This window comes from Tessaracoccus sp. (assembly GCF_016714275.1).
GTDB lineage: Bacteria > Actinomycetota > Actinomycetes > Propionibacteriales > Propionibacteriaceae > Arachnia.
Genome location: NZ_JADJNP010000002.1, coordinates 1 through 26,051 on the forward strand (window position 1 = coordinate 1; position 26,051 = coordinate 26,051).

The 26,051-nt window shown below is 68.9% G+C and carries 29 protein-coding genes, 1 tRNA gene, 1 pseudogene and 1 riboswitch; of the genes and pseudogenes, 20 read left to right on the plus strand and 11 right to left on the minus strand.

Going from position 1 to position 26,051, the window contains the following annotated elements; genetic code table 11:
* Positions 1 to 38 precede the first annotated feature (38 nt).
* Both IPJ61_RS22180 and IPJ61_RS08545 read left to right on the plus strand, forming a co-directional pair.
* Entirely contained in the window at positions 39 to 308 is a 270-nt protein-coding gene (locus IPJ61_RS22180; RefSeq protein ID WP_366505620.1) for a substrate-binding domain-containing protein, read from the plus strand.
* 539 nt (positions 309 to 847) lie between these two features.
* Positions 848 to 1,845: pseudogene (locus IPJ61_RS08545) on the plus strand (IS3 family transposase); the annotation flags it as partial.
* Between the two features lie 37 nt (positions 1,846 to 1,882).
* Here IPJ61_RS08545 and IPJ61_RS08550 read toward each other — a convergent pair.
* Positions 1,883 to 2,995 (minus strand): integrase core domain-containing protein, encoded by a 1,113-nt coding sequence (locus tag IPJ61_RS08550; protein WP_297105680.1) that lies wholly within the window; start codon positions 2,993 to 2,995, stop codon positions 1,883 to 1,885.
* Complete coding sequence (locus IPJ61_RS08555) at positions 2,992 to 3,360, minus strand: hypothetical protein (RefSeq protein WP_297103262.1); 369 nt, start codon at positions 3,358 to 3,360, stop codon at positions 2,992 to 2,994. Before IPJ61_RS08555 ends, IPJ61_RS08550 begins: the two co-directional genes overlap by 4 nt.
* A 20-nt stretch (positions 3,361 to 3,380) precedes the next feature.
* On the opposite strand from IPJ61_RS08555, the gene IPJ61_RS08560 reads away from it, so the two are divergent.
* The gene (locus IPJ61_RS08560; protein ID WP_297105683.1) at positions 3,381 to 3,605 is read left to right on the plus strand and encodes an integrase core domain-containing protein; all 225 of its coding nucleotides are present in this window, start codon (positions 3,381 to 3,383) and stop codon (positions 3,603 to 3,605) included.
* Here IPJ61_RS08560 and IPJ61_RS08565 read toward each other — a convergent pair.
* A complete protein-coding gene (locus IPJ61_RS08565) occupies positions 3,582 to 4,049 on the minus strand; it encodes a Fic family protein (protein ID WP_297105688.1) in 468 nt (155 codons plus the stop codon). The genes IPJ61_RS08560 and IPJ61_RS08565 overlap by 24 nt on opposite strands.
* Before the next feature lie 200 nt (positions 4,050 to 4,249).
* The gene (locus tag IPJ61_RS08570) at positions 4,250 to 5,029 is read right to left on the minus strand and encodes an HAD-IIA family hydrolase (RefSeq protein ID WP_297105691.1); all 780 of its coding nucleotides are present in this window, start codon (positions 5,027 to 5,029) and stop codon (positions 4,250 to 4,252) included.
* A 107-nt stretch (positions 5,030 to 5,136) separates the two neighbouring features.
* Between IPJ61_RS08570 and IPJ61_RS08575 the strand changes: the two genes are divergently transcribed.
* From IPJ61_RS08575 to IPJ61_RS08610, 8 genes are all read left to right on the plus strand, one after another.
* Positions 5,137 to 5,802, plus strand: a complete 666-nt coding sequence (locus tag IPJ61_RS08575; RefSeq protein ID WP_297105694.1) for a DUF937 domain-containing protein — start codon at positions 5,137 to 5,139, stop codon at positions 5,800 to 5,802.
* 65 nt (positions 5,803 to 5,867) lie between these two features.
* Entirely contained in the window at positions 5,868 to 6,974 is a 1,107-nt protein-coding gene (locus tag IPJ61_RS08580) for an AI-2E family transporter (RefSeq protein ID WP_297105697.1), read from the plus strand.
* Between the two features lie 3 nt (positions 6,975 to 6,977).
* Positions 6,978 to 7,790, plus strand: coding sequence for an AraC family transcriptional regulator (locus IPJ61_RS08585; RefSeq protein ID WP_297105700.1), 813 nt, complete (start codon positions 6,978 to 6,980; stop codon positions 7,788 to 7,790).
* A gap of 136 nt (positions 7,791 to 7,926) precedes the next feature.
* Positions 7,927 to 8,973 carry an iron-siderophore ABC transporter substrate-binding protein gene (locus IPJ61_RS08590; RefSeq protein ID WP_297105703.1) on the plus strand — a complete coding sequence of 349 codons (1,047 nt, stop codon included), beginning with the start codon at positions 7,927 to 7,929 and terminating at the stop codon, positions 8,971 to 8,973.
* Positions 8,974 to 9,059: 86 nt separating this feature from the next.
* Positions 9,060 to 10,013, plus strand: a complete 954-nt coding sequence (locus tag IPJ61_RS08595) for a FecCD family ABC transporter permease (protein WP_297105705.1) — start codon at positions 9,060 to 9,062, stop codon at positions 10,011 to 10,013.
* Positions 10,010 to 11,065, plus strand: a complete 1,056-nt coding sequence (locus IPJ61_RS08600) for a FecCD family ABC transporter permease (RefSeq protein WP_297105708.1) — start codon at positions 10,010 to 10,012, stop codon at positions 11,063 to 11,065. The genes IPJ61_RS08595 and IPJ61_RS08600 overlap by 4 nt, the downstream gene beginning before the upstream one ends.
* Positions 11,062 to 11,880, plus strand: a complete 819-nt coding sequence (locus IPJ61_RS08605) for an ABC transporter ATP-binding protein (protein ID WP_297105711.1) — start codon at positions 11,062 to 11,064, stop codon at positions 11,878 to 11,880. The genes IPJ61_RS08600 and IPJ61_RS08605 overlap by 4 nt, the downstream gene beginning before the upstream one ends.
* Positions 11,881 to 12,045: 165 nt before the next feature.
* Positions 12,046 to 12,474: a VOC family protein gene (locus tag IPJ61_RS08610; RefSeq protein ID WP_297105714.1), complete on the plus strand. Its 429-nt coding sequence runs from the start codon at positions 12,046 to 12,048 to the stop codon at positions 12,472 to 12,474.
* Here IPJ61_RS08610 and IPJ61_RS08615 read toward each other — a convergent pair.
* On the minus strand, positions 12,471 to 13,388 hold the full coding sequence (locus IPJ61_RS08615; protein ID WP_297105717.1) for a TIGR01777 family oxidoreductase: 918 nt from the start codon (positions 13,386 to 13,388) through the stop codon (positions 12,471 to 12,473). The two genes, IPJ61_RS08610 and IPJ61_RS08615, sit on opposite strands and share 4 nt — an antisense overlap.
* 46 nt (positions 13,389 to 13,434) lie before the next feature.
* Positions 13,435 to 13,507: riboswitch (Fluoride riboswitch) on the plus strand.
* On the opposite strand from IPJ61_RS08615, the gene IPJ61_RS08620 reads away from it, so the two are divergent.
* The 3 genes from IPJ61_RS08620 (at position 13,505) to IPJ61_RS08630 (ending at position 14,885) form a co-directional block, all read left to right on the plus strand.
* The gene (locus tag IPJ61_RS08620; protein ID WP_297105721.1) at positions 13,505 to 14,089 is read left to right on the plus strand and encodes a universal stress protein; all 585 of its coding nucleotides are present in this window, start codon (positions 13,505 to 13,507) and stop codon (positions 14,087 to 14,089) included. Its footprint overlaps the riboswitch before it by 3 nt.
* On the plus strand, positions 14,077 to 14,517 hold the full coding sequence (locus IPJ61_RS08625) for a FluC/FEX family fluoride channel (protein WP_297105723.1): 441 nt from the start codon (positions 14,077 to 14,079) through the stop codon (positions 14,515 to 14,517). Before IPJ61_RS08620 ends, IPJ61_RS08625 begins: the two co-directional genes overlap by 13 nt.
* The gene (locus tag IPJ61_RS08630; RefSeq protein WP_297105726.1) at positions 14,517 to 14,885 is read left to right on the plus strand and encodes a fluoride efflux transporter FluC; all 369 of its coding nucleotides are present in this window, start codon (positions 14,517 to 14,519) and stop codon (positions 14,883 to 14,885) included. The genes IPJ61_RS08625 and IPJ61_RS08630 overlap by 1 nt, the downstream gene beginning before the upstream one ends.
* A gap of 26 nt (positions 14,886 to 14,911) precedes the next feature.
* Here the strand turns inward: IPJ61_RS08630 and IPJ61_RS08635 are convergent, their stop codons facing one another.
* Positions 14,912 to 16,300 (minus strand): FAD-binding oxidoreductase, encoded by a 1,389-nt coding sequence (locus IPJ61_RS08635; RefSeq protein WP_297105728.1) that lies wholly within the window; start codon positions 16,298 to 16,300, stop codon positions 14,912 to 14,914.
* Positions 16,301 to 16,460: 160 nt separating this feature from the next.
* On the opposite strand from IPJ61_RS08635, the gene IPJ61_RS08640 reads away from it, so the two are divergent.
* A complete protein-coding gene (locus IPJ61_RS08640) occupies positions 16,461 to 17,597 on the plus strand; it encodes a helix-turn-helix transcriptional regulator (RefSeq protein ID WP_297105731.1) in 1,137 nt (378 codons plus the stop codon).
* 29 nt (positions 17,598 to 17,626) lie between these two features.
* On the opposite strand, the gene IPJ61_RS08645 is transcribed toward IPJ61_RS08640, so the two are convergent.
* On the minus strand, positions 17,627 to 17,908 hold the full coding sequence (locus IPJ61_RS08645; protein ID WP_297105735.1) for a DUF2277 domain-containing protein: 282 nt from the start codon (positions 17,906 to 17,908) through the stop codon (positions 17,627 to 17,629).
* Between the two features lie 122 nt (positions 17,909 to 18,030).
* Here IPJ61_RS08645 and IPJ61_RS08650 point away from each other — a divergent pair, with 122 nt between their 5' ends.
* From IPJ61_RS08650 to IPJ61_RS08660, 3 genes are read left to right on the plus strand one after another with little or no spacing between them, the layout of a single operon-like run.
* Entirely contained in the window at positions 18,031 to 19,629 is a 1,599-nt protein-coding gene (locus tag IPJ61_RS08650) for a circularly permuted type 2 ATP-grasp protein (protein ID WP_297105738.1), read from the plus strand.
* Positions 19,623 to 20,543 (plus strand): alpha-E domain-containing protein, encoded by a 921-nt coding sequence (locus IPJ61_RS08655; protein ID WP_297105741.1) that lies wholly within the window; start codon positions 19,623 to 19,625, stop codon positions 20,541 to 20,543. The genes IPJ61_RS08650 and IPJ61_RS08655 overlap by 7 nt, the downstream gene beginning before the upstream one ends.
* On the plus strand, positions 20,540 to 21,385 hold the full coding sequence (locus IPJ61_RS08660; protein ID WP_297105743.1) for a transglutaminase family protein: 846 nt from the start codon (positions 20,540 to 20,542) through the stop codon (positions 21,383 to 21,385). Before IPJ61_RS08655 ends, IPJ61_RS08660 begins: the two co-directional genes overlap by 4 nt.
* Before the next feature lie 20 nt (positions 21,386 to 21,405).
* Here the strand turns inward: IPJ61_RS08660 and IPJ61_RS08665 are convergent, their stop codons facing one another.
* Both IPJ61_RS08665 and IPJ61_RS08670 read right to left on the minus strand, forming a co-directional pair.
* The gene (locus tag IPJ61_RS08665) at positions 21,406 to 23,124 is read right to left on the minus strand and encodes a lipase family protein (protein WP_297105745.1); all 1,719 of its coding nucleotides are present in this window, start codon (positions 23,122 to 23,124) and stop codon (positions 21,406 to 21,408) included.
* 20 nt (positions 23,125 to 23,144) lie between these two features.
* A complete protein-coding gene (locus IPJ61_RS08670) occupies positions 23,145 to 23,849 on the minus strand; it encodes a Pr6Pr family membrane protein (RefSeq protein WP_297105748.1) in 705 nt (234 codons plus the stop codon).
* Between the two features lie 45 nt (positions 23,850 to 23,894).
* On the opposite strand from IPJ61_RS08670, the gene IPJ61_RS08675 reads away from it, so the two are divergent.
* Positions 23,895 to 24,038, plus strand: coding sequence for a hypothetical protein (locus IPJ61_RS08675; protein WP_297105751.1), 144 nt, complete (start codon positions 23,895 to 23,897; stop codon positions 24,036 to 24,038).
* A 92-nt stretch (positions 24,039 to 24,130) separates the two neighbouring features.
* Positions 24,131 to 24,204 (plus strand) — tRNA-Pro (locus IPJ61_RS08680).
* Between the two features lie 75 nt (positions 24,205 to 24,279).
* On the opposite strand, the gene IPJ61_RS08685 is transcribed toward IPJ61_RS08680, so the two are convergent.
* Together IPJ61_RS08685 and IPJ61_RS08690 are read right to left on the minus strand one after the other, a co-directional pair.
* On the minus strand, positions 24,280 to 24,975 hold the full coding sequence (locus tag IPJ61_RS08685; RefSeq protein ID WP_297105754.1) for a class I SAM-dependent methyltransferase: 696 nt from the start codon (positions 24,973 to 24,975) through the stop codon (positions 24,280 to 24,282).
* Between the two features lie 15 nt (positions 24,976 to 24,990).
* Positions 24,991 to 26,049, minus strand: a complete 1,059-nt coding sequence (locus IPJ61_RS08690; protein WP_297105756.1) for a YdcF family protein — start codon at positions 26,047 to 26,049, stop codon at positions 24,991 to 24,993.
* Between the last annotated feature and the right edge of the window lie 2 nt (positions 26,050 to 26,051).

Genomic DNA, 26,051 nt, shown 5'->3' on the forward strand with positions numbered 1-26,051 from the left:
TTCTCACGCAACCTTCAGCCCCTGACGTCCTGTACTGCGTGAACGGTCCCTCGACACAAGGCGCGTACTTCGGACTACAAGCAGTCCCCAACCGTGACGTTGCGCTTCTCGGTACAGACGACGAGGTGTGGACCTCCTTAGCGACCCCCACCGTCACAGTCGTCAGCCAACCAGTCACTGAGATCGGACAGATAGCGGCACAGCTCATACGCGACCGCACCGCCAACCCCAGCGCACCACCCCGCCACGTGGTCCTCCACCCACACCTCATCCCCCGCGAATCGACACGCACACCACCACACCCCTAAGAGCGACAAACGCTAGCGTGGGTCGTACTGTCGGCGGCTGCACCGGACAAACAGCCGACGAGCCGGTGCTTGACCCTGGTCCGGGTCAACCTGGTGGCCCGCTCGTTAAGTTCGACGAGGACGCCGACATCGCGATGCTGTGCGGCCCAGCACATATTGGACAAGTGACCGATAATCTAGATTATGTCATTTTAGGTCGCGGCAGCCCTGTTCACCCTCCCGCGGCGGCGAGGCGTTGACCACGCCGCTCCCCGATCATCAGGATGCTCGAACGCCTCCGCATGAAGCGCGTTCACTTCCTGGTTCTGGAGAGGTCCGCGCCAGGAGAACTGGGGCTCGGCGCTCAACGAGATCACAGGGAGACTCCTTTACCGGTCGATTTGGAGTCGGTACACGGAGACGTGCGAGCGGGACTGGGCCGTGAACGGGCCTCGGTCCCAATCGGCCCAGCGGTGTTGGGCTGACCCCGTTTCGTAGGTCCGGTCGTTATGCGAGTCGTCCTGTTGCCCGCGGTGGCGGGCAGGGAGACTGGTCAGATCATGACGAACAGTAGGAAGCGTCACACGCCGGAGCAGGTCGTCCGTAAGCTCGGGCAGGCCGACAGGATGCTCGCCGACGGGCAGGATGTCGCGGCGGTGTGCCGGGAGCTCGGGGTGTCCGAGCAGACGTACTACCGGTGGCGGAACCAGTACGGCGGCCTCAAGGCCGACGACGCGAAGCGCCTCAAGGAGCTCGAGAAGCAGAACGCCACGTTGAAGCGGCTGCTCGCCGAAGCGGAGCTGGAGAAGGCCGCGCTCAAGGAGCTGGCTGAGGGAAACTTCTAGGCCCGGGCAGGCGCCGTGCCGCCGTCGCGCACCTGATCAGGACACTGCAGGTGAGCGAGCGGATGGCGTGCCGTCTGGCCGGGCTCTCCCGCTCCGCGTACCGACGCCCGCTCAACGCCGACACGGTCACGGACCCAGACCGGGCGCTGCGGGAGTGGCTGCGCGCCTGGGCGAAGGACCATCCCCGCTACGGGTATCGGCGGGCGTATCACGACGCCCGCGCCGAGGGCTGGGTGGTGAACCACAAGAAGGTCCAACGCCTGTGGCGTGACGAGGGGCTCCGGGTCCCGCAGCGGCGTCGACGCAAGCGCGTCGGATCTTCGACCATCGACACGCCGACGGCGGACGCGCCGAACGTGGTGTGGGCGGTCGACTTCCAGTTCGACGCCGACGAGCAGGGCAGACCGATCAAGATCTGCTCGATCGTCGACGAGCACACCCGGGAGTGCATCGGCGGACTCACCGAACGATCGATCACCGCGGACCGGCTCACCGCCCACCTCGAGGACCTCGTCGCCGCCCGGGGCGCCCCGGCGGTGCTCAGGTCGGACAACGGGCCGGAGTTCATCAGCGAGGCGATGGCCGACTGGGCCGGCACCCGCACCGGCCTGTCCTACATCCCGCCGGGCTCGCCCTGGCGCAACGGGTACGTCGAGTCATTCAACAGCCGGATCCGCGACGAGTGCCTCAACATCAACAGCTTCTACTCGCTACCGCCACGTTTCTGAAATAATTAACCAGTAGCGGGTTTTAATTGTCCTCATCCGGGCTGGTCTGTTTGGGTTGATTGTGCCGCATGGCGCGGCGGGTGGCAATGCGGGTCGCGCGGGCGTCGGCTAGGCCGTCGCGGCGGGCCTTGCGGATCGCGTCGCCGCGGCCGTAGTGCTCGTCGGCGGGGGTGACGTAGCCGATGCCCTCGTGGAGTCTGACGTTGTTGTAGTGCTCTCTTCTGGCGTCTAGTTCGGTGCGCATGACGGCGGGGTCGTCGATGGTGTCCAGGTGTGGGTGTTCGGTCTTGAGGTGGCCGAAGAACGACTCGATCCACGCCTGGTCGTTCGGAGTGCCTGGGCGTCCGAAGTGCTGGGCGATGCGGGCGATGGCCATGAACTGCGCGGTGCGGTCGGATCGCATCTGGGGCCCGTTGTCGGAGACAGCAAGCAGCATCGGCACTCGTTCGTCGTTATCTGGGATCTCGCCTAAGGCCAGTTGGTCGACGAACGCCAGATCCTCGAGCAGCCAGCCCTTTCCGTCTGCCTCCAGAGCGTCGATGAACGCGTTCTCGACCTGCACCGATGTCTCCTCCGGGGAGAACACGGTCGCCAGCCAGTAGCGGGACACGACGTCCACGACGGCGAGCGCGCACCAGCCGGGCAGCGCCGAGAAGTGCGTGAAGTCGTAGATGTAGATCACCCCGGGGACCAGCTCGGCCCACTCCGGCCACGGCGTTTTCGGCCGCGGTGGGCGTGGCGGCAGGCCGGGCAGGTGCATCCCGGCCGCGGTCAGCACCCGTAGCACCGTGGACTCGGCCACGAACACCCGCTGAAGATAGGAACCGCGGTGGGCCAGCTTGCGGTGCGAGAGGTCCACCTGCTCCCAGTCCCGGACGATCTGGACGATCTCGTCGCGTTCCCAGTCCAACAGTGCATGCGACGCCTCCCCGGGCAGGGGGCCGGGCTGCGCGTCGGCCAGGTCGCCGCCGTCCGCTGCCCGGGACCGCCAGGTGAGCACCCGGGCGTGGTCCACGCCGAGCTGCCGGCAGGCCCACCGTGTGGAGAAGCCCTCCGCCACAGCATGATCGACCAGGTCCAGCAGGGCCTTCTTGACCGGCGCATCCACACGGCTGGGAACGGCGCCGGCGATCATTCCCAACCGTCTTTTCCCTTCTCCAAATGCAGGGCGACGGCCTGCTCACAGATGGTGGCCTTGAGCCGCTCGATCTCCGCCCGGGCATCGTCCAACTCGGCCTGCTCGGCCGTCTTACCGCGCCGACCGGGCACCGCCGCCGCCAACGCGTCCAACGCGCCCTGCTTCGCGGTCGCGCAGATCGAACGGATCGTGGTCCGGTCGATGCCATACTTGTCGGCCAGCTCCCGCTGGGTCGCCGACGAGGTCAAGACCGAGGTGAAGACCTCGTACTTCTGCGACGGCGCGAGCCTCTTACGCTTGCGCCGCGACGCCCTGCCCGACTGGCCCGACTGGCCCGCCACCGATGGCTGCTGTGTAGTCATGATCTGATCTCCTTGTCCGGTTGATCCAACCAGCAAGGACGCGGACATTTAAAACCGGATCCTGGTTAGCGATCTCAGACGCGGAAAGGCTACTGCACGCACAGGTCGTGATCGGCGACTGGAAGGACGAGTACAACCATCACCGCCGGCACTCCTCGCTCGGCTACCTGCCCCCAGCCGAGTACGCTCGGCAATGCACCCATCAAATCGAAACCGACGACTCACACACCGTCCGGACCGAATGACGGGGGCGGCCCAGGATCGTTGTCGGTTGCTTGAGGAACGCCCATAGATCGTTGAGATTCGCCTCCACCCGGCAGTAATGCGGCCCCACGAACGCGGCCCCACCCGGGGCTGGATCCAGACGTTCCGATCCAGACCTGCTCGTTGCGGACACCGATGTGTAGGCCGGTCTCACCGAGCAGCTCACGCTGCAGCTCAACGACCGCGTCGGTGTCCAGCGCGTGTGTGTGCGATGCGCTCTCCAGCGCCGCGACGTTCGCCTGCACTAGTCGCGCGTTGGCACTCTTGGAGGCGCCGATCTCCGCAAGAGCCAGCTGCTTGCCCGACGCCGTGAGGTGCTCGATCTGCGATGACGACGATGCCTCCGAACGCATCAGCACGGTGTCGATGGTGCCCAACTCCAACGATCCGAACTCGTCGGTCATCTCCGCATCGAAGGCAGCCACCGCGTGCTGCGCAGCACCTACTCGAGCTGCCGTCGGCGCGTCGAGCAGTTCAACAACGCTCAGACCGGCGATTGACGGGACGACCGCGGCCTCGTATGTGCGCCATGACTCGCGCCACCCCAGGGTCTCTCTGCCAACCGTGGGCCATGACGTGCTCGCCCATCCTTACGCTATGTCCTCCATACGCAAGGATCCGCGTCCTAGATCAGGTCGACGAGATCGGCGACGCCACCGAGGATCAGGTCAGGGCGGAACGGGTAGGTCTCGACGTCCTCCGCCGTCGTCACGCCCGTCAGCACCAGGGCCGTGAGGAGGCCGGCCTCCATGCCCGCAACGATGTCGGTGTCCATCCGATCACCGATCATTGCCGTGGTCTCGGAGTGCGCCTCGATCCGGTTCATCGCCGAGCGGAACATCATCGGGTTCGGCTTCCCGACGATGTACGGGTTCCGGTTCGTGGCCGCCGTGATCATCGCGGCGACCGCACCGGTGGCAGGCAGGATGCCGTCCTTGCTCGGCCCCGTGGCGTCGGGGTTCGTGGCGATGAACCGGGCGCCGTCGACGATCAACCGGATGGCCGTGGTGATCGCCTCGAACGAGTAGTTGCGGGTCTCCCCCAGCACGACGAAGTCCGGGTCGACATCGGTGAGGACGAATCCCGCCTCGTGGAGCGCCGTCGTCAGGCCCACTTCGCCGATCACGAAGGCCGTCTTGTCGCCCGGTTGGTTCTTGAGGAACGCCGCGGTCGCCATGGCGGAGGTCCAGATGTTCTCCTCCGGAATGTGCAGCCCCGAACGGGACAGCCGCGCCGCGAGGTCGCGGGCGGTGAACGTCGAGTTGTTGGTGAGCACAAGGAAGCGCTTGGACGTCGTCACCCAGCGATCGATCAGGTCGGCGGCGCCCGGGAGGGGTACCTCCTCGTGCACGAGCACGCCGTCCATGTCGGTGAGGAAGCATTCGATGTCGCGCAGTGTTCGCATGAGGCCAGTCTTTCACCTCGCGCGCGCCCGACGGAACCGGCTGCTTCGTCGGACGTCGCTAGCGCGTGCCGCTAGCCTTAGTCAACTACTTCACGAGGAGAACAATGATGTTTGACATCCAGGATCTGTTCGACCAGTTGCCGATCGACCAGCTCGCGGCTCAGGTCGGCAGCGATCCCGCCGACGTGAGCAGGGCCGTCGGCGCTGTGCTCCCCGCGCTGCTGATGGGCATGGACGCCAACGCACAGGACCAGGCGGGCGAGGCCTCGCTGCTTGAGGCGCTGGGCCAGCACGCGGGCCGCTCCCCCTTCGACGTCAGCAACGTCGATGAGTCCGACGGCGCCAAGATCGCCAGCCATGTGTTCGGGTCCAACGAGGACGCGGTCGTCGCGCAGCTCGGCGGCGCGGCCGGCGACCAAGGCCTGATCCAGAAGCTCATGCCGATCCTTGCGCCCATCGTCATGGCGTGGCTCGCAAACAAGTTGATGAAGGTCGACGAGGGGCAGGGGCGGCCGCAGTCGGCACCGCAGGCCGGCGGTGGCGGGATCCTGGGTAGCATCCTCGGGCAGATCCTGGGCGGGGGCAGGTCGGAGGCGCCGCAGACGCAGCCGGTCCCCCAGCAGCCACAGTTCCGCGTGCCGGGGAGCAGTGACAGCAGCGCCCCGACGATGCCGTTCCCACCGCAGGCGCCCCAGGGCCAGACCGCGCCGTCGGCCGGTGGTGGAGTCCTCGGCGACATCCTCGGCGGGCTGCTGGGAGGGGGTCGCCGCTAGGTCCGAACCTGACGAGGGTGTTCCACATCTTCTGACGCGCGGCGCGCACCGCTAGACTCCGCGCCATGACCCCGGAGCCCATCAGTCCCCGCCCTCGACGCCTCGGCCGCATCTACCTTTCGCGTCCGCTGTCGATCGGTTTCTTCGCCACCATCGGCGGCTTGATCGCTGTCGGGCTCGCCGGAGCCCTCAGCACGCTGGTGTCCGTGATGCTCACCGTCGGGGTCGCGCTCTTCGTCGCCATGGCCCTGGAGCCGCTCCTCCGCTGGCTGCAGAAGCGGAAACTGGGCCGCGGTGCGGCGATCGCCGTGGTGTTCATCGGCATGGCACTGGTCGTCGGACTCCTCCTCGCGCTCGTCGTGCCAGTCGCAGTGGTCCAGATCGCGGAGTTGGTAAAGGCCTTCCCCGGCTACGTCACCTCTTTGCAGGACCAGGCCTGGTTCCAGCGGATCATCAACGCCAGCGGCCAGGCCGATCTCTACGAGCAGCTGCTGGCGCAGGCCCGACAGTGGCTGGCCAACCCGAACAACCTCGCCATCATTGGCGGTGGCGCCCTCGCCATCGGCACCGGCATCGTGAACGCAGCCTCCGGGACCTTGATCGTCCTCGTCCTCACGCTGTACTTCCTCGGCTGCATGGAGCAACTCAAGGCGGCTGTCGTCCGCCTGAGCCCCGCCTACGGGCGGCCTCAGGTCCGGAGGGTGACCGACCAGTTGACCGAATCAGTCGGCGGCTACGTGTCCGGCATGGCGATCCTCGCGGTCTGCAACGCAGTCGTCACCTTCCTCCTGCTCACCATCCTCGGCGTCCCGTTCGCTGCCCTGCTCGGGGCGATGGCGTTGCTGGTGACGATGATCCCCATGATCGGGTCCGTGCTGCAGTGGATCATCGCGAGCATCGTCGCGCTGTTCACCGTCGGCTGGCTCGGCTTGGTATTCGTCGTCGTGTACTTCGCCTACATGCAGGTCGAGGCTTACGTCATGACGCCTCGCATCATGACGAAGGCCGTCTCCATCCCTGGCGCGCTCGTCCTGATCAGCGCCATGGCGGGCGGTGCTCTGCTCGGCCTGCTCGGTGTGCTGATCGCGGTGCCGATCACGGCCTCGATCCTGATGGTCATCAACGAGGTCGTCGTGCCGCGGCAGGACGCGAAGGTCGACGCCGAGGCGTAGGGCGTGTCCGAGGCCGTCCGGCTCACCCTTCCCACGTTCCGCGCGGGCGAGATCGACGTCCCCTTCACCATCGCCGGCATGGGAGAACTCCTCTCCGCCGACACCACCTGGGACCATCATGCGCACCCGACGCACGAGCTGCTGTGGAATGCCCGAGGGGTCTCCACCGTGACCGTCGGCACCCGGACGTGGACCGTCACAAACCACGACGGCCTGTGGGTGCCTGCGGGCGTGCTGCACGCGGGCTGGGCGCCGGCCGGCACGTGGTATCGAACGGCGCACTTCGCGGTGAACGCCGTGCCGTCGCTCTCGCCCACCCCGGTGGCCGTCGAGATCACGCCCCTGCTGTCCCACCTCCTCGATAGGCTCGACGATCAGGCGCTCACCGAAGCATCCCGCTCCCTCACCGAAGCGATGATTCTCGACGTGCTGAAGCCCTCCCCCGATCCGTTGCTTGTGCACGTGCCCTCGAGCGAGTTGCTGCACCCGATCGTCGAGGTGCTGACCGCGGATCCCGGCGACGGCCGCCGCCTCAGCGACTGGTCCGAGGCCCTGGGGGTCAGTACCCGCACACTCACCCGCACCTTTCAGCAGGAGACCGGCCTCGGCTTCCGCGAGTGGCAGGCTCGGCTGCGCGCCCAGCACGCCATTCTTCTCCTCGACGGCGGCCTGACTCTCCTCGAGGTCGCCGGACTCACCGGCTACACCTCCCAAAGCGCTTTTGCCGCCGCGTTCCGACGCACCACCGGGGTCGTGCCTAGCAGGTTCCTCAACGAGACCTTTCACGAGAAGCCTTCGCTGTCCGAAACGCACTAATCAGGTCCGATCAGCGCGATTGCGCAGATCGTGTGACTCTGCCTAAGATATTAGGTAAGCATTGCCTAACTTATTTCCGACGATATGTCGGTTCAATACGGCGTGCTCGCACCCGTCGAAAGTGAGACCTCCGCTCATGCGTTTCCCTAGATTGCTCGCCGTCGCGTTCGGCGCCGCCGCACTCGTCCTCTCCGCCTGCGCCGGTGGCGCACCCGCGCCCGACCCTGCCACCCAGGCCCCCAGCACCACCGGCTCGGCCACCACACCCTCCGACTACCCCATCGTCATCGAGCATGCGCTCGGCACCACGACCATTCCCGCCAAGCCTGAGCGGGTGGCCACGGTCAACTGGGCCAACCATGAGGTGCCCCTCGCCCTGGGGGTCGTTCCCGTGGGCATGGCTGCGGCGAACTTCGGCGACGACGACGGCGACGGCCTGCTGCCCTGGGTCTCAGAGAAGCTCACCGAACTGGGTGCCGAGACCCCAGTCCTGTTCGACGAGACCGACGGCGTCGACTTCGAGGCCGTCGCCGACACCAAGCCGGACGTGATTCTCGCCGCCTACTCCGGCCTGACGCAGGAGGACTACAACACCCTGAGCGAGATCGCCCCCACCGTCGCTTACCCCGAGGCGGCTTGGTCGACCTCGTGGCGCGACGTCATCCGCTATAACGCCAAGGGCATGGGCATGGATAAAGAGGGCGACGAGCTCATCGCCGGCTTGGAGGACGAGATCGGAAAGACCGTTGCCGCGCACCCCGAGCTCAAGGGCAAGGCGACCATGTTCGTCACGCACGTCGACACCACCGACCTCAGCAAGGTGAACTTCTACACAGCCAACGACACGCGCGCCGCGTTCTTCGAGGACCTGGGCCTCACCACCCCTGCCGCCGTCGCCGAGGCCTCCGCGGCCGGTGAGTTCTCGGGCAGCGTGAGCGCGGAGCAGATCGACATGTTCGACGACGTGGATCTCATCGTTACCTATGGCGACCAGGCGCTCGTCGACACCCTGAAGGCTGATCCGCTGCTCTCGCAGATGCCCGCGATCAAGAACAACGCGGTCGTCTTCCTCGATGGGAGCGGCCCGCTGGGCACGGCGGCGAACCCCACCCCGCTGTCGATCTCGTGGGTTCTTGAGGACTACGTCGCGATGCTCGCGAACGCCGTGAAGGCCCCGAGCTGAACCAGCAGGCCACCCTCGTCGCGCCGGGCGTCGCCATACTGAGGCGCCCGGCGCGACGACGCGCCCTCGGTCTACTCGGTGTCGCCGTGGCACTGGTCATCATCTGCGCGCTATCGGTGGCCGTCGGATCACGGGCGGTGTCTTGGGCCGAGATCGTCGCGGCCCTCGGCGGCTCGACGAACGGCCTGGGCGAGGCGGCAGTGGTGAAGCGGCTCCTGCGCACCGTGCTCGCTCTGGTCGTGGGAGCAGCCTTGGGACTCTCCGGCGCCCTCATGCAAGGCGTCACCCGCAACCCGCTTGCCGACCCCGGCATCCTTGGCGTCAACATGGGCGCCTCCCTCGCCGTAGTGGTAGGCATCGCATGGTTCGGGGTGTGGACTTACACCTCCTTCATCTGGATCGCCATCGTCGGCGCGGCGATCGCCGCGATCTTCGTCTACCTGGTCGGCTCGCTCGGCCGCGGCGGCGCGACGCCCCTGAAGCTGGCTCTCGCGGGTGCCGCGACGGCAACGGCCCTTAGCGCCTTCATCAGCGCCATCGTGCTGCCCCGGGGCGACATCGCCGGCAGCGTCCGCTCCTGGCAGATCGGCGGCGTCGGCGGCGCGAACATGGATGCCATTGCGCAAGTCGCGCCTTTCCTCGTCATCGGCACGATCGTCGCCTTGTTCTCCGCCCGGTCGCTCAACTCGCTCGCCCTCGGCGACGAGCTGGCGGCTGGCCTCGGCGAGCACGTAGCGCTGGCTCGCGCCGTCGCTTCTCTGGGAGCCGTGATCCTCTGCGGCGCGGCAACCGCGGTCGCCGGGCCCATCGGATTCGTCGGCCTCGTGGTGCCGCATGTCTGTCGCCTGATCGTCGGCGTGGACTACCGCTGGCTTCTGCCCTTCTGCGCGCTGACCGGCGCGGCACTGTTGACAGCATCTGACGTGATCGGCCGAGTCGTGGCGCGCCCGGACGAGGTCGACGTCGGCATCATCACGGCGCTCGTCGGTGCCCCGTTCTTCATCGCGATCGTGCGCCGCCAGAAGGTGCGCGAGCTGTGAGCGCCGGCACGACCACCGCGTCCGCGGCGAGCGTGGCGCTCGTCTCGTCGGGGCGTCGTGCCAGGGGACGCCGCCGCCTGACCGTGATGGTCCTTCTCGCGGGCGCGATCGCGGCCCTCTTCGTGATCTCGCTGATGGTGGGCAACACCTTCTATCCGATGGGCGACGTGGTGAGCGTGATCCTCGGAAAGGACGTCGCCGGCGCAACGTTTACCGTCGGGCGGCTGCGACTGCCGCGCGCGGTGCTCGCAGTCGTCGCCGGTCTCAGTTTCGGCCTTGGCGGGGTGACCTTCCAGACGATGCTCCGCAACCCGCTGGCCAGTCCCGACATCATCGGCATCAGCTCCGGCGCCAGCGCGGCAGCGGCGTTCGCGATCATCGTGCTGGGCCTCTCGGGAACCGGCGTATCGATCTTCGCGATCGCAGCGGGCCTCGGTGTGGCCCTTGCCGTCTACATGTTGTCGTTCCGTTCGGGGGTTGCCGGCACCCGGTTGATCCTGATCGGCATCGGCATCGCCGCGATGCTCGACTCGCTGACCTCGTACTTTCTCAGCAAGGCACCGCAGTGGGAACTTCAGGAGGCGATGCGCTGGCTGATGGGCAGCCTGAACGGCGCGCGGTGGGAGTCCAACCTGCCCGCGGTCATCGCGCTCGCCATTTTCGCGCCGATCCTTCTCGGACAGGGCAGAAACCTCTCCGCGCTCCGGTTGGGTGATGACACCGCCGCGGCGCTCGGGGTGCGCACAGAGCGAACCAGGATCCTCTTGATCGTCTCGGCCGTCGGCCTCATCGCCTTCGCGACGGCGGCCGCAGGCCCCATCGCCTTCGTCGCGTTCCTCTCCGGCCCCATCGCCGCGCGGATCATCGGCCCACATGGCTCGCCTCTGGTGCCCGCAGCCCTCGTCGGGGCGCTGCTGGTGCTGCTCGCCGACCTGCTCGGCCAATACGCGTTCGGCGCCCGCTACCCCGTCGGCGTCGTCACGGGAGCCCTTGGCGCGCCCTACCTCGTCTACCTCATCATCCGCACCAACCGCACAGGAGGGTCGCTGTGACCCGGTCCCATCTCCTTGAGGCCCGCCACCTCAGCCTCGGGTACCGCGACCGTTCGGTGATTGAGGGCCTCGACCTCAGCGTCTCACCCGGCGAGATCACGGTGATCGTCGGGGCGAACGCCTGCGGCAAGTCGACGCTGCTCCGCTCGCTCTCCCGCCTGCTCACCCCCCGCGAGGGCCGAGTGCTGCTCGACGGGAAGCAGGTGCACCGGATGCCCGCGAAGGAGCTGGCACGAACGTTGGGGCTGCTCCCCCAGGCGCCGATTGCCCCAGAGGGCATCACGGTTGCGGACCTCGTCGGCCGGGGCCGACACCCCCACCAGCGGGTCTTCTCCCGCTGGACCGCGAGCGACGACGAGGCCGTGGCAGCGGCGCTCGAGGCGACCAACACGCTGGATCTGGCGGAACGCGCTGTCGACGAGCTGTCCGGCGGTCAACGCCAGCGGGTGTGGATCGCCATGGCGTTGGCCCAGCAGACCGAGCTGCTGCTGCTCGACGAGCCCACCACCTTCCTGGATGTGAGCCACCAGGTGGAGGTGCTGGACCTGCTGACCGACCTCAACCAGTCCAGCGGCACCACCATCGTGATGGTGTTACACGACCTCAACCTCGCCGCCCGCTACGCCGATCACCTCGTCGCCATCGCCGATGGCGCCGTCTACCAGTCAGGCACTCCCGAGGAGGTGCTGACCGCCGACATGGTGCGTACGGTCTTCGGCATCGACAGCCAGATCATCGCCGACCCCACAAGCGGCCGGCCCTTGATGTTGCCCCTCGGCCGCCATCGCGTCCGTGCAACACCTACTCGCCCTTGACCGCTCTCATTCACGACCTATAGCAGCGTGATCGCTCCCGTCGGGCCATCGAGGCGGATGCGATGTCCGGTCGGGATGCGCTCCGTGGCACGGACGACGCCCACGACCGGTGGGCATTCTCCTCCCGGTCTTGCCCCGTCGCGCCCGGAGGAGCAGGGTGGGCATATGACTGCGAAGATGTCGATCACGATGGACGCCGCCGACCCGTTGGCGCAGGGCGAGTTCTGGGCCCTCGCCCTCGGTTATGTCCGGGAGGCTCCTCCCGCGCCGCACCAGACGTGGGAGGAGGCACTCGTCGCCTGGGGCCTGCCGAGGGAGCGCTGGAACGACGCGAACGCAATCGTCGATCCCGACGGCGTCGGCCCCCGCATCTTCATCCAGAGGGTTCCGGAACCGAAGACCGCGAAGAACCGCGTCCATATCGACGTGCGGATGTCGGTCCTTCACGAGAACAAGGATCTCGCCGCGATGCGAGCGAAGGCGGATCAGTTGGTCGGGGCGGGTGCGACGCTCGTCAAGGTGTTCGACGAGGAGTTCACCGGCCAGTGGATCGTGATGCTCGACCCCGAGGGCAACGAGTTCTGCATCGTCTAGACCGCACCACCGAGGCCGGCCGCGACGATGTCGGCGAGCTCCGGGTGACGGAACATGAAACCGTTGTCCCGCAGTGCGCGAGGCTCGACCCGCTGGCTGCCGATCACTTCGACGGCCATCTCGCCTAGCGCGAGGCGCAGGGCGAACCGCGGTACGGGCAGCAGCGTCGGGCGGCGCAACTGGCGCCCCAGCTCCTCAGTGAGCTGCGCATTGGTGACCGGCGATGGCGCGGTCAGGTTCACCGGGCCCACGACGTCGTCGCGCTCGATCAGGAAGCGGAGCGCCGCGACCTCGTCTGTCAACGAGATCAGGCTCCAGTACTGATGGCCGTCACCGAGCCTCCCACCAAGGCCGAGCCGAAACAGCGGCAGGAGCTGCGCCGCGGCACCACCGCCACCGTCGAACACGATGCCGGTGCGGGCGTGCGCCACGCGGATGCCGGCGTGCCTCGCGGGGTCGGCCGAGTCCTCCCACACCTGGCAGACCTGGGCGAGGAAGTCCGCCCCGGGCCCGTCCTCCTCGGTCACGACCCGATCGCCCGTCTGCCCGTAGTAGCCGACGGCGGACGCGGAAACGAGGACGCGAGGCCCGCTATTCAGCCCCGCGAGGGTCTCGGCCAGAAGCGTCGTGCCCCGGCGTCGGCTCTCGAGGATCTGGGTCTTGTAGGCGGCGGACCAGCGGCGGTCACCGACTCCCGCGCCGGCCAGATGCACCGCGCCGTCGATGTCCTCCAGGGCCTCACGGTCGATGGTCCCGGCGGTCGGATCCCAGGAGGCGCCGCGTGAGCCGTCGCTCCAAGCGCCGAGGCGGGCGCCGGGGCGCACCAACCGGACAACCTCGTGCCCATCGGCCAGCAGGGAGCGGGTGAGGGCAGAGCCGATGAACCCTGTCGAGCCGGTGACCGCGATCTTCATCGCCCCAGTCTGACACGCGGCCGCCCTGCGAACGAGGAGTGACTATGCTGAGGGTGGCGATGGATCCCGCCAGGGCGTGATGCCCGAACCGCCGGTTGGCTGATGGTTCCTGCACCGTGACAACGGGGCAGGCCCGCCTGCCCGGAGAGGCCCTCATGGCACACAACCCGCCACAACCGGCCGCCGAACGAATCACGCCGTTCTCCGGTGATCCTCTCGTCGTCGGCATCGTCCCCGGTCAGTCGCCGCTGGTCACCCTCACCGCGGCCTCGCTGGCGACAGCTATCGGCGCTCCGCTCGTCCTCTTCGCCTACGTCGACCCCGGCCGCTACGTCGTCGAGGAGCGCGCCGACGGCACGGTCCGGCACGAGTCGATGAGCCCCGACAGCCTCGACGACTGGCAGGGCACCCGCGACGAGTTGCGGGCACAGGTGGCGGCGACGTTGCCCGATGTCCCTTTCGAGTGGGAGGTCCGATACCTGGCCGGGCGACCTGACCGGGCGCTGACGCACCTGGCGCGCGCCGTCGACGCCGCGGCGATCGTCATCGGAGCCAGGAAGCCGCACCGGGGCATGGACTTCGCCGCTCGGCTCCAAGGCTCCGTTTCGGTGCACCTCGCTCACCATCAGCATCGCCCGGTGATCACGGTTCCGCTCGCCGTCGTCGACTGGAAGGACACGGAGAGCCCATGGGCACGCTGAGCCCGCGCCGACTCCTCCCGTATGCGGGGCTGATCTTCGCGGGCTGCGTGATAGGGACCTTCGCACGCGCGGCCCTCGCGACGGCGTTCCCGCACCCGGAGGCAGGCTGGCCATGGGCGACGTTCTGGATCAACGTGGTCGGCAGCGTGGCACTCGGGGCTCTCCTCGAGGCGCTCGGCCACGCCGGCGACGACTCGGGATGGCGCCGCGCCGTCCGCCTGGGTGTGGGCACGGGGGTGATCGGCGGGTTCACGACGTACAGCACGTTCGTCGTGGAGATCGACCAGCTCGCACGAGCCGGGGCCGTGCCGCTGGCCGCGGCGTACGCGCCGGTCAGCGTGTTCGTCGGCCTCGTCGCCGCGGTGGTGGGAATGGCCGCGGTCTCCGCCGTCGCGCGGCGCCTCGCCATGCAGAAACGAGCCGCGTGATGGGCCTCCTCCTCGTCACGGCCTTCGCGGGCGGCTTAGGCGGCGTCGCCCGTTTCCTGGTCGACACCGCCGTCAGCACCCGCAGCAAGCTCTCGATTCCGGTGGGCACGATCGTCGTGAACGCGACCGCCTGCCTGCTGCTGGGGCTGCTCACCGGCTACGCGCTCTCCCACGACGGCGCTGCCTCGGCCCGCGCGGTCCTCGGTGTCGGCTTCCTGGGCGGCTACTCGACGTTCAGTACCGCCTCCGTCGAGGGCGCTCGCCTGCTCCGACAAGGCCGCACCCTCGCCGCCGTCGTCCACGGCGGCGGGATGCTGCTGCTGTGCCTTGTGACCTCGGCCCTCGGCCTCGTCCTCGGCGCGCTGTAGAGCACAGGACCGATGTCGGCCGCGGCTTAGCCGAGCGGGTGATTGGCCACGAGCCGGCGGGTAGGGTCCACGGCATCGCGGACCTGCCGCAGGCGGGCCCAAGCGGAAGCCTCGTATCCGGCCGACACGTCGACGGCGTTGTCGTCGAAGTTGAGGTAGCGCCCGCCGCTCGCCCATGGCGCCAGCGCCTCGACGGCGCGGGTCGCATCCGCGAGGCCCACGGCTGCGGCCTCGGGCGTCGGGGCGATCCCGATGAAGAACGCCAGGTAGTCGCCGCGAAGCCGATCCAGCGCGGCGTGCGCCGGGCTGCCGGCGGCGCCGCCTACGTGTCGGATCTCCGCAGCCAAGACGGAGATGCCCGAGTTCGGTCCAGCCACCTCGAGGAGACGGCAGACCGCGTCGCCGGGCAGGTTCCGCAGCAGCACCGAGTTCGAGACCGACGGCGTCGGGCCCGCGGGGTCCATGTGGATCCGGGTCAGGGCCGGCGCGGGGACCCGGGCGAAGGTGTCCCTCTCGGGCGCGAGGGCCCGCATCGGCGCAAGCAGCGCGGCGGCCTCGGCGTCGGAGGCGAGGATCGCGCCGTCGAGCACGACTAGCTTCCTGCCACTCAGGAACGGCGGCAGCTCCGGCAGCGGCGGGAAGTTCATGAGCCGCAGCGCGGTCGTCGCGGCGTTCGAGAGGTCACGCGTCCAGGCGGCCCAGGCGTGCGCAACCTCCGCCGCCCGCTCCCCCGGCCACAGCAGCATCCCCGCGTAGGCCTCTCGGATCGGCAACAGGTCGAACTCCAGGGCGGTGACGACGCCGAAGCTCCCGCCCCCGCCCTTCAGCGCCCAGAAGAGCTCGGGCTCGTTCTCCGCGTCGGCGCGCACGAGGCAGCCGTCGGCGAGGACGATCTCCACGGCGCGCAGGTGGTGTGCGGCGAGGCCGTGCTGACGCGCGTACCAGGAAAGGCCGCCGCCGAGCGTGTAGCCGGCGACGGCCACATCGGGCGCCGAGCCGTGCAGTGCAGCCAACCCATGCGGGCCCGCTGCCTGCACGACCTCGTCCCACAGGGTGCCGCCGAGGATGCGGGCGATGCGGAGGTCGGGGTCGATGGTGACGCCCGTCAGCTCGTTCAGCCGGACAAGCACGACGTCGGACAGGTCTAGCCCGGTGAAGGGGCTCGCGCCGTGGCCGCTGCTCTGCGGCGCGATCCGCAGGCCCGCCGCGGCCGCCGCGCGTACGACGTCGACGACATCCTCGGCGGAATGCGGCACGGCGACGGCGGCCGGGCGCTGGTCCACCTGCACCGCCCAGGGTGTGCGGACACGGTCGTAGCCGTCGTCCCCGGGCAGGAAGACGCGGCCCTGGCAGAGCGGGCGGAGCACCTCCGCCGGACGGTGCGGGTGGGTAGTGACGAGGATGTCGGTTGACATGACGTGGTGTCCTTTCTTCGCGGTGGCTCCACCTTCGCCCGCTGGCCGCGCCCGCGAAATCCCTCCGGGCCGGGGACTCCCCGCACACGCAGGAAGGGACCCGCGCATCCCCCAGGAATCTGGGGTTCCGCAAACGACCGCAGAGGCGCAGAATTCGGATATGCCGAATGGACTCCTGGCCGAACGCGTGCGACGCGACGTGGAAGTGGTCGCCCACGCGGGCCTCGACCTCGACGACTTCTTGAGCGAGGCGCTGCTCTCCATCCAGCGCGCGGTCCCCTTCGTCGGCGTCTGCTTCGGCAGCGTCGACCCGGCCACGCGCCTCCTGACGGGCACCCGCAAGTTCGGCGACCTCGCCGGGCGCGACGAGCGCGACCACGAGTGGGGTCTCCTGGAGTACGGCGGCTGCGAGGTCACCGCGTTCACGCAAATGGTCGATGCCGGCATCAAGGCCGCAGGCGTCCACCAGGTCACCTCCGGTCACACCGACGACTCCCCTCGGGTGCGCGAGCTCATCCGCCCCGCGTTCGGCTACGGCGACGAGCTACGCGCGCTCTGCCTCGATCAGGGACATCTCTGGGGCGCGACCGCACTGTTCCGCTCCACCGACGACCGGCCGTTCGACGCCGACGAGGTGGCGTTCCTCGCCGCCCTCTCGTGCATCATGGGCGCGGGCGTCCGCGGTGGGCTCCTCGCCTCGCTCTCCGCGTCCGCTCCCTTGGCCTCACCGGTCGGGCCCGGCGTGATGATCGTCGGCGACGACGACACCGTCGTGCAGGTCAACCCCGGGGCGATGCGCTGGCTGGACGAACTCACACTCGGCGGCACGGGCACGTCCCCCGACGGTGTCATCTCCTCGCTCGTCGGTGCCGCCCGGCGCTACGCGGTCGGTCAGTGGCCGAGTCCGCCGCGCGCACGGATCCGCACCGTGAGCGGCCTTTGGCTTGTGCTGCACGCGACACCGCTCAGCGCCCGCAACGGCGCCGTCGGCGATGTCGTGGTGACCATCGAGGAGGCGCGACCGCCGGTGGTAGTGCCGCTCGTCGTCGCGGCGTTCGGGCTGACCGCCCGTGAACGCGACGTCGTCGCGCTCGTCCTGCAAGGCCTCGACACCAAGGAGATCGGCAGCAACCTGCACCTGTCCGCCTGGACGGTTCAGGACCATCTGAAGTCCATCTTCGAGAAGGCCTCCGTGCGCAGCCGCCGCGAGCTCATCGCCCGCGTCTACTTCGACCAGTACGTGCCGAGGCTCAGCACCGGGGTCGGCCCCGAGGGCTGGTTCACTGCGCAGGTCTAGGGTCTGTTGCGCAAGCGGTGGCCCTAGCGTCAGCCGGCCTGCGCATAGCGGCCCGAGCGCACCGCCCGTTCGCGAGCCTTCGCGGCCTCGGCCTCGCGGTTCTTGGGCGGCGCGGTGGTGACAAGGTCCTCAAGCAGGTGCCGGGTGGCATGTGCGATCTCCGCGACGGCGCGGCTGAACGCCTCCTCGTTCGCCTTCGACGGCTTGGTCGTCCCTGCGATCTTGCGCACGTACTGCAGTGCGGCGGCGTGCACCTCGTCGGAAGTGGCGGCGGGCTCGAAGTTATGGAGGGTGTGGATGTTGCGGCACATGCCCCGACCCTACGTCCGCTGTGGCGCTGCGGCAACGGATCGACGACATCGCGCCAGAGACGGAAGCAGAGGTGTTTCCGGGCTGAAACACGGCGGACATGACCGCTTTCTAGCCTGAGCCCGTGTTTGCGACATTCGACCGATACCGAGCCCCCGTCGGCGCCTACGACGAGATGTTCGACGGCGAGACCGTCCGCGGTCCCTACGCCCGCATCCACAGCCGCGTCACCGCCCTCTCCCCCGAGGAGCTGCGGGCCCGCGCCGACTTCCTCGCGCGCAGCTACGTCGACCAGGGAGTGACGTTCGACATCGGCGGCGAGGAGCAGCCCTTCCCGCTCGACATCCTCCCGCGGGTGATCGACGCGCCCTCGTGGCGCACGATCGAGCAGGGCGTCGCACAGCGCGTCAAGGCGCTCGAGGCGTTCCTCGACGACGTCTACGGCCCCGGGCAGTGTTTCGCCGACGGGGTCCTCCCCCGCCGCGTCGTCGCCACCTCGCCCCACTTCCACCGCGTGGTCGCCGGGTTGAAGCCCCCCAGCGGCGTGCGCGTTCACGTCAGCGGCATCGACTTGATCCGCGACGCCGACGGGCAGTTCCGCGTGCTGGAGGACAACGTGCGGATCCCGTCCGGCGTGTCGTACGTCATGACGAACCGGCGCGTCTTGACCAGTGCAATCCCAGAGGTCTTCGCCGACCACCGCATCCGCCCGGTGCGCCAGTACCCGCATCGGCTGCTCGCCGCGCTGCGGGCCTGCGCGCCCAGCGGCGTCTCCGAGCCGACCGTCGTCGTCCTCACGCCGGGCGTCTACAACTCCGCCTACTTCGAGCACGCGCTACTGGCCCGGATGATGGGCGTGCGGCTCGTCGAGGGCCGCGACCTGGTCTGCCAGGCGGGCCGCGTGATGGTCCGAACGACGTCGGGCTTGCGCCAGGTGCACGTCATCTACCGCCGCGTCGACGACGACTTCATCGACCCCATGCACTTCCGCGGTGACTCCCTGCTCGGCTGCGCCGGCCTCGTCAACGCCGCACACGCAGGCAACGTCACCATCGCGAACGCCATCGGCAACGGCGTGGCCGACGACAAGCTGGTCTACACCTACGTTCCCGACCTGATCCGCTACTACCTCGCCCAGGAACCGGTGCTGAACAACGTCGACACATGGCGCCTCGAGGACCCGACCCAGCGCGAGGAGGTCATCGACCGCCTCGACGAGCTCGTCGTCAAGCCGGTCGACGGCTCGGGAGGCAAAGGCATCATCATCGGCCCGAAGGCGTCGCGCGCCGAACTCGACGAGGCACGGACCCGCATCTTGGCCAGTCCGCGCGGATGGATCGCGCAGCCTGTTGTGCAGCTTTCGACGGTGCCGACGATGGCCCCGGGCGGGATGGGCGCCCGACACGTCGACCTGCGGCCGTTCGCGGTCAACGACGGCGAGAAGGTGTGGGTGCTTCCCGGCGGCCTGACCCGCGTAGCGCTCGGCGAAGGCGAGCTGATCGTCAACTCCTCGCGCGGTGGCGGCTCGAAGGACACCTGGGTGCTCGCGCCGAGGAAGGGTGAGGAGGTCGAGCCGGCCCCGGTTTCTCGGGCGTCGTCGGACTCCCCGATCCACCCCCAGGCCAGGCAGGACTCGCGCGCGCCCCAGCCGTCCGAGCAGCAGCAGTACCTGCAACAGCAACAACAGCAACAGCAAGGCCGGACGGAGGAGGCGACATGCTGAGCCGGATCGCAGAGTCTCTGTACTGGATCGGCCGGTACCTGGAGCGCGCGGAGGACACCGCCCGCATCCTCGACGTCCACCTGTACCTCACCGTCGAAGACCCGCTGGCCGACACGCAGGTCGCCGCGCGACTGTTGCTGTCCGTGATGGGCGTGCCGACGCCGGAGGCGAGCCCCTCGATCGTCATGCAGCGGCTGTGCTACGACACGCGCTCGCCGTCGTCGATCCTCGCCTCGATCAAGGGCGCCCGCGAGAGCGCCCGGCGCTCTCGCGAGACCGTGCCGACGGAGATGTGGGAATCGATCAACACCACCTGGCACGCCGTCCAGCAGGGGCAGCTCAGCTCCATGCGTCCTGCGGTGGCATTCCGCTGGGTGCGCGAGCGTTGCGCGGTCATCACGGCGACGGCGGACAGCACCATGAGCCGCGACCTCGGTTGGCACTTCCTCGTGCTGGGACGCAGCCTGGAGCGCATCGACATGACCGCCCGGCTGGTTGAGGCGGCGGCGCTGACGACCTCCGCGTCGGCCTGGTCGACCGCGCTGCGCTCGACCGGGGCGCACCACGCGTTCGTCCAACGGGCCTTCGACCAGGACTCTGACCTTGAGTCGGTGGAGTTCCTTCTCCTCAACCGTTTGTTCCCGCGTTCGGTACTCACCACGCTCGACACCGCGCTCGAGGCGCTCAGCGTGCTTGAGGCCGGCTCTCCGCAGGCCGCCTACGACAGCGAGGCCGCGAGGCTGCTCGGCCAGGCCCGGGCGCAGCTGGAGTTCCGGGAGAAATCCCAGCTGCTGGACGACCTGCCGGAGCGGATGACCGTGCTGCAGTCGACCTGCGGCAGGGCCGACGCGGCCATCACCCGCAGGTTCTTCGAGGGCGCGGTGGCGCCGGAGTGGCGGGAGGGGGCGTTGTGAGCACGCAACTGAGAGTGGTGCACTCGACCGGGTACCGCTATGCGGAGTCCGCGACGGCGTCGTTCAACGAGATCCGGATGATTCCGCGTTCGACGCACGCGCAGCAGGTGCTGCACAGCCGGGTGGAGATCTCGCCGGTGCCCTGGACCTACACTTACACCGACTACTGGGGCACCGCCGTGACAGCGTTCGAGGTGTTCGAACGCCACGAGGCGCTGGAGGTCACCGCCACCAGCGTCGTCGACGTGCTTCGTCCGCCGGAGCAGGCGGGTGGCTTGGGCTGGCCCGAGCTCGCCTCGCCGCGGGTCTCGGACCGCTACTGCGAGTTCCTCGGCCTGACCGATCGCGTGTACCCGCCCGCCGACCTGGCGAACTGGGTGCGCGAGACCCGGAACCTGTCCGCGACGCCCAGGGACGCCGTCGAGCAGATCGTGGACCGGATCTACGGCCAGGTGTCCTACGTCTCCGGCGCGACGTCGGTGCACACCAGCGCGGCAGAGGCCTGGCAACAGCGCTCCGGCGTCTGCCAGGACATGGCGCACCTGGTGATTGGAGCGCTGCGCGTCGCCGGCGTGCCCTGCCGCTACGTGTCCGGGTACCTGATGCCGAAGAAGGACGCGGAGATCGGCGTGCCTTATGTCGGCGAGTCGCACGCGTGGGTGCAGTACTGGGACGGACGCTGGGTCGGCGTGGATCCAACGAACAACCTGCGCCCCGGCGAGATGCACGTGGAGGTGGCGATCGGCCGCGACTACGCCGACGTCCCGCCGCTCCACGGCATCTTCACCGGGGGCCGGGCCTCCGACATGTTCGTGGCCGTGGAGATCACGCGCCTGACGTGATCCAGTGTCGGACAGGCCTGCTACCGACAGGTGTCGGTAGCAGGCGCGCCTGCGAAGCGGTCTGTCGTCCACTGCACCAGTTCGTCGAGCAGTGGCGAGCCGGCGCTCACGACGCTGACGTGGTCCTCCCCGTCGAAGGTGCGGTAGTCGACCTTCTGGCCGGCCGCGCATAGCTCGTCGACGTACGTGCCCTGGGCGTCGGGGAGCACGAGGGTGTCGGCGAGGCCCTGCGCGATCATCAGCGGGGCGGCGATCGGCAGGCGCGGGACGTTCTCCTCGAGGCGCTGGCTGAGCGGGCCCTCATTCGGGCTCCGCGACCAGATGGGGCGGTCGATCACGACGGCCTGGGCTACCGACACGAGCATCGCAGGATCGCTCCAGCAGCGGGCGAGCGTCTCCTCGTACAGGAGCGTGGCCGCAGGCCTCAGGTAGTCGGTGACCCGTACGTCGTCGTACCGTTCGGCAAAGCCGGCGAGCGCGAGCGGGCCGACGAGCGTGCCCGCCTTCTCGTTGGCGAGCTCGTCGATCATCGCGGGCAGGTTCGCGGCCGGTGCCATCGCCGCGACGCCTACGACGTCGATCTCGGGCGCGTAGCTCGCCGCGAGCCCTCCCGTCCACAGCGCCGCGCCGCCACCCTGCGAATGCCCCCAGACCGCGACCTGCCCACCGAGCGACACCCCCATCAATTGGCGCGCGGCGCGGACGGCGTCGAGGGTCGCCCGCCCCACCGGCTGCCCCACGAGGTACTCGTGGGGAGAGTCGGCGCCGAGGCCGATGTAGTCGGTCGCGACAATGGCCCATCCCGCAGCTATCACCGCCGCGGGGTCGGGCATCGCGCCCGAGGCCAGCGGATCGGGCAGCAGGGTGGGCGCGCAGCCGACCGCAGCACCCGTCGTGCCGTGATCCCAGGCGATAATCGGCGGTTGGTCGATGTCGTCGGGCACGACCACGAGCCCGGAAGCGACTGCGGGAACACCTTCGTCGCGGGTCGTCGTGTACAGGATGCGCCAAGCGCTCGCGCCGTCGGGCATCGCGCGGGTGAACGGCTCGGCGCGCAACAGCGTGCCCGCGGCTGAGGGAACGTCCGCGGGCAGCGCGTAAAACTCATCGGGCCTGGGCGTTCCCGCCAGCTTGTTACCCAGCGCCGCGAGCGCGACGGCGAGCACGAGGGAAACCGCACCCCATGCGATCCGAGGCCACTGACGAGGGCTGCGTTCCCGTGGCCGCGCGACGCCGCGGAACTCGCCTACCGCGTCCAGCAGCAGTCGCCCACCCCGAAGCGCGAGCCAGACCCCGAAGATGAGGCCGAACGCGAGCACCGTGATGTCGCGCCAGGACAGGGCGAGGACGCCGAAGACGAGCGATGCGGTCCCGCCGAGCAGGTTCGCGATGCGGTGCTCCTTGCCGATCAGGCCGGAGAGAAGGTCGCGCAGGCCGCCCACAAGCAGCAGGACCGCGCCGACGGCGACCGTGACCCGCAGCCCCGCACCGGGAAAGACCAGGACGAACACGCCCGTGGCGACGAGGAGTACGGAGAGCAGCACGCGGTTCCAGCGTCCGTAGCTACGTTCCCGTCGCGCGCTTTCTCCTCGCTGCAGCATCTCGACAATGCCGGAAACGATCAGGCCGATGCCCAGGGCGAGGAGCAGCAGGCTCACCGAGGCGAACGGCCGCACGGCGAGGACGACACCGAGGACCGCACCGAGCGCCCCGGCGATCGCTTTTACCCAGCTAGTCAATCGCGGCCTCCCGCCAAGAGTCATCCGCCCGGTGCGGGCGAGGCCTTGTCGCGGACGCGCGAGACCCAGATGACAACCGTACCGATCGAGAGGATCGCCACGGCGATTCCGACGACGTACACGGCGACCAGCCCGTAGCCCCCGGGCTGGTTCGGGTCGAGGAACGGGTAGGGATACCAGTACGGCAGCCCCGTGGCAGGGCTGGTGATCAGCGGCCCGCGCACCAGCGTGTACACGGCCCAGAGGACGGGAAACGCGACGATGAGGGCCAGAGTCCGCCACGGAAGGCGTCGACGCCCGGGCGCGACGGCGATGTCGGCCACCATCAGCAGCGGCCCCACCAGGTGCAGCATCTCGTTGGCCCACACCACCGTCGTCCCCTGCGGCAGCTCGATCCCCCGCAGCAGCAGGTTGTAGACCACCCCGGTGGTGAGCATGTAGGTCGAGGCACAGGCGAGCAGGAAGCCGGTGCCGCGGGGCTCCCTCTCGCCGTCGGACGCCCGCAGCCCCCACACCGCGGCCATCGTGAGCGCAACCGTCGCGATGAGGTTCGACTCGATGGTGAAGAAGCTCAGGAAGTTGGCGAACACCGTCGGGACGTGCGACCCATGCGGCGTGGTCGCCGCGAGCGCGTTCGACAGGGTGACGGTCAACTGGTGAACGATGGCGGCGAGCGTCAAGGCGGCGCCCATGAGGCGAACAACCGACCACGTCCTGAGGTTCATGCGCCAAGCATGCCGTAGTCGCCTACCGGATCGCTCAACGTCGTCTTGGCGAAGCGAATCGCGCCGCGGCTCACCCGGCCGGACCGGGCGTGGCTCCAGCGCGCGCGGGAGGCGCGCGACGCACACGGAGTCCGCCTGATCGACGTCTACCTCGCCGACATGAACGGCGTCGTGCCCGCCGCGGTGTGAAGTCGCTCGACCAACGCAGGTCGAGCCACCGCCAGTTGGACCGCGAGCCGCGGTGTCGGCTAAAGTTCACTGGCGGGTCGGAAACGACCTGGCGGGCTGTAGCGCAGCTTGGTAGCGCACCTGACTGGGGGTCAGGGGGTCGCAGGTTCAAATCCTGTCAGCCCGACGCATCGCTCCGGAGGGAACACCACTTCCCACCGGGGCGATGTCTCGTTTCGCAGCTTGCCGGACGCGCATGCGGTTAGGCGGCGCGGCGGATCAGGACCACGCAGTCGAGGAGCTCCGCGCGTTCGCCGTCGGGCGACACCGCGACTCGGGTGCGAATCTCCGCGACGACCGTCTCCCACGCCGTCGGGTCCAAGCCCAACGCGGTGAGTTCGCTCTCCGGCGTGATCGGTCGGAAGGCCGCGAGGTGCTCCGAGCTCGCCCAGGGCGGTGGAGCCGCGTGAGAGGTCACGAGGAGATGGCCGCCGGGGGCGACGAGCGCCGCGCCGGCCCGGAGGATCCGCGCCCGGTCCAGCTCCATTGGTGACTGCAGGAAACTGGCTGCGACGAGGTCGAATCCCCCCAGGTCTTCACCCAGGGCGGCAGTGTCACTCAGGTCGACGACGAGAAAGTGGACGCGGTCCGTGAGCCTGCGCGACCGTGCCGCCGCCTGCCCGCGGTTCACCGCCGTCGGCGAGATGTCGACGCCGACGACGTCCCAGCCCTGTTCGGCGAGCCAGACGACGTCACCGCCCTCGCCGCAGCCGAGATCCAACGCCCGGCCCGGTGGGAGGGACGCGACGGCATCAGCCAGCACCGCGTTCACACGGCCGGACCAGATCTGGTCCCGTTCGCTGTAGCGCGCCTCCCAGAACGAGACCGGGTCCGCGTGAGGCGCGGCATGACCGTCGGCCTCGTGGGCGTGCGGCATCCCCGTGGCAGCGTTCCGCATATCCGTATCCTTCCCTCAGAGGCCTCTCACCGCCATCGTGACCAGGTAGACCAGGTAGATCAGAGCGGGAAGCCAGAGCAGCGTCAGGATCAGCAGGTTCGCCCTCGAGTGCTCAAGCAGGATCGCCGCGAACTCCCGGACGGTCGCGCTGGGCCAGTAGTAGCGGGCGGTGCGACAGCCCACGGTGTAGCCGGGAATGCCCTCCTTGCGCATCACGATGGCCGAGCGGAACGCGTGGTAGTCGCTGGTCGCGACGACGACGTCCCCGCGACCGCGCAGGAACGCCGTCGAGAACGCGAGGTTCTCTTCGGTGTCTCGTGACTGTTTCTCGAGAAGCAACTTGTCTCTATCGAAGCCCCGCTCCACGAGCCAGGCACCCATCGCCTCCGCCTCGGCGAGTTGCTCGTCGTCACCCTTGCCGCCGGAGACCACCAGGACAGGATCGCGGCCCGCCGCACGCGACCGCTCGAAGACAGCCCGCCCCTGCTCCAGACGCCCGGCCAGCAACGGCGTGACGCGCTCGCCATCGCCGAGACCGGAACCGAGCACGATCACGGCATCGACGGGGCGGCCGAACCGACGCGTGGCCCAGTTGTACAACAGCGAGTACGCAAGGAAGGAGACGAAGAGGAAGCCGAGGTAGACGGCGGGAAGGCCGATGAACAACAGCGGCGGGACGAGACTGATGATCTCGAAGAACACCGTCATGAGGCCGACGACAACGTAGAGCAGCATTCCCGCGCCGAGCATGCCGGAGACCTGAGGGGCGAGGCCGAGCCCTTCTTTGCGCCACATCGTGAAGGTGTTGACGATAAGGAAGGCACCGAGCGCACCGACCACGAACACCGACGCGAGCAGCATCACGAGCGCCGCTATCGAAACGACCCATGCCGCGGTGTCCGCGTCCGGGATGACGAGCGAGGTGAGGTTTACGGTCAGGTTGACCGCCGCCGACCACACGATGACGACCAGCAGCACCCCGAGCCCGAACCTCCGCGGGTCCTTCCGTACCACGATGACGAAGAGGAGCGCGAGGATCAGGACGGGTCCCCATTGGAAGAGAAGGTCTTGCACGG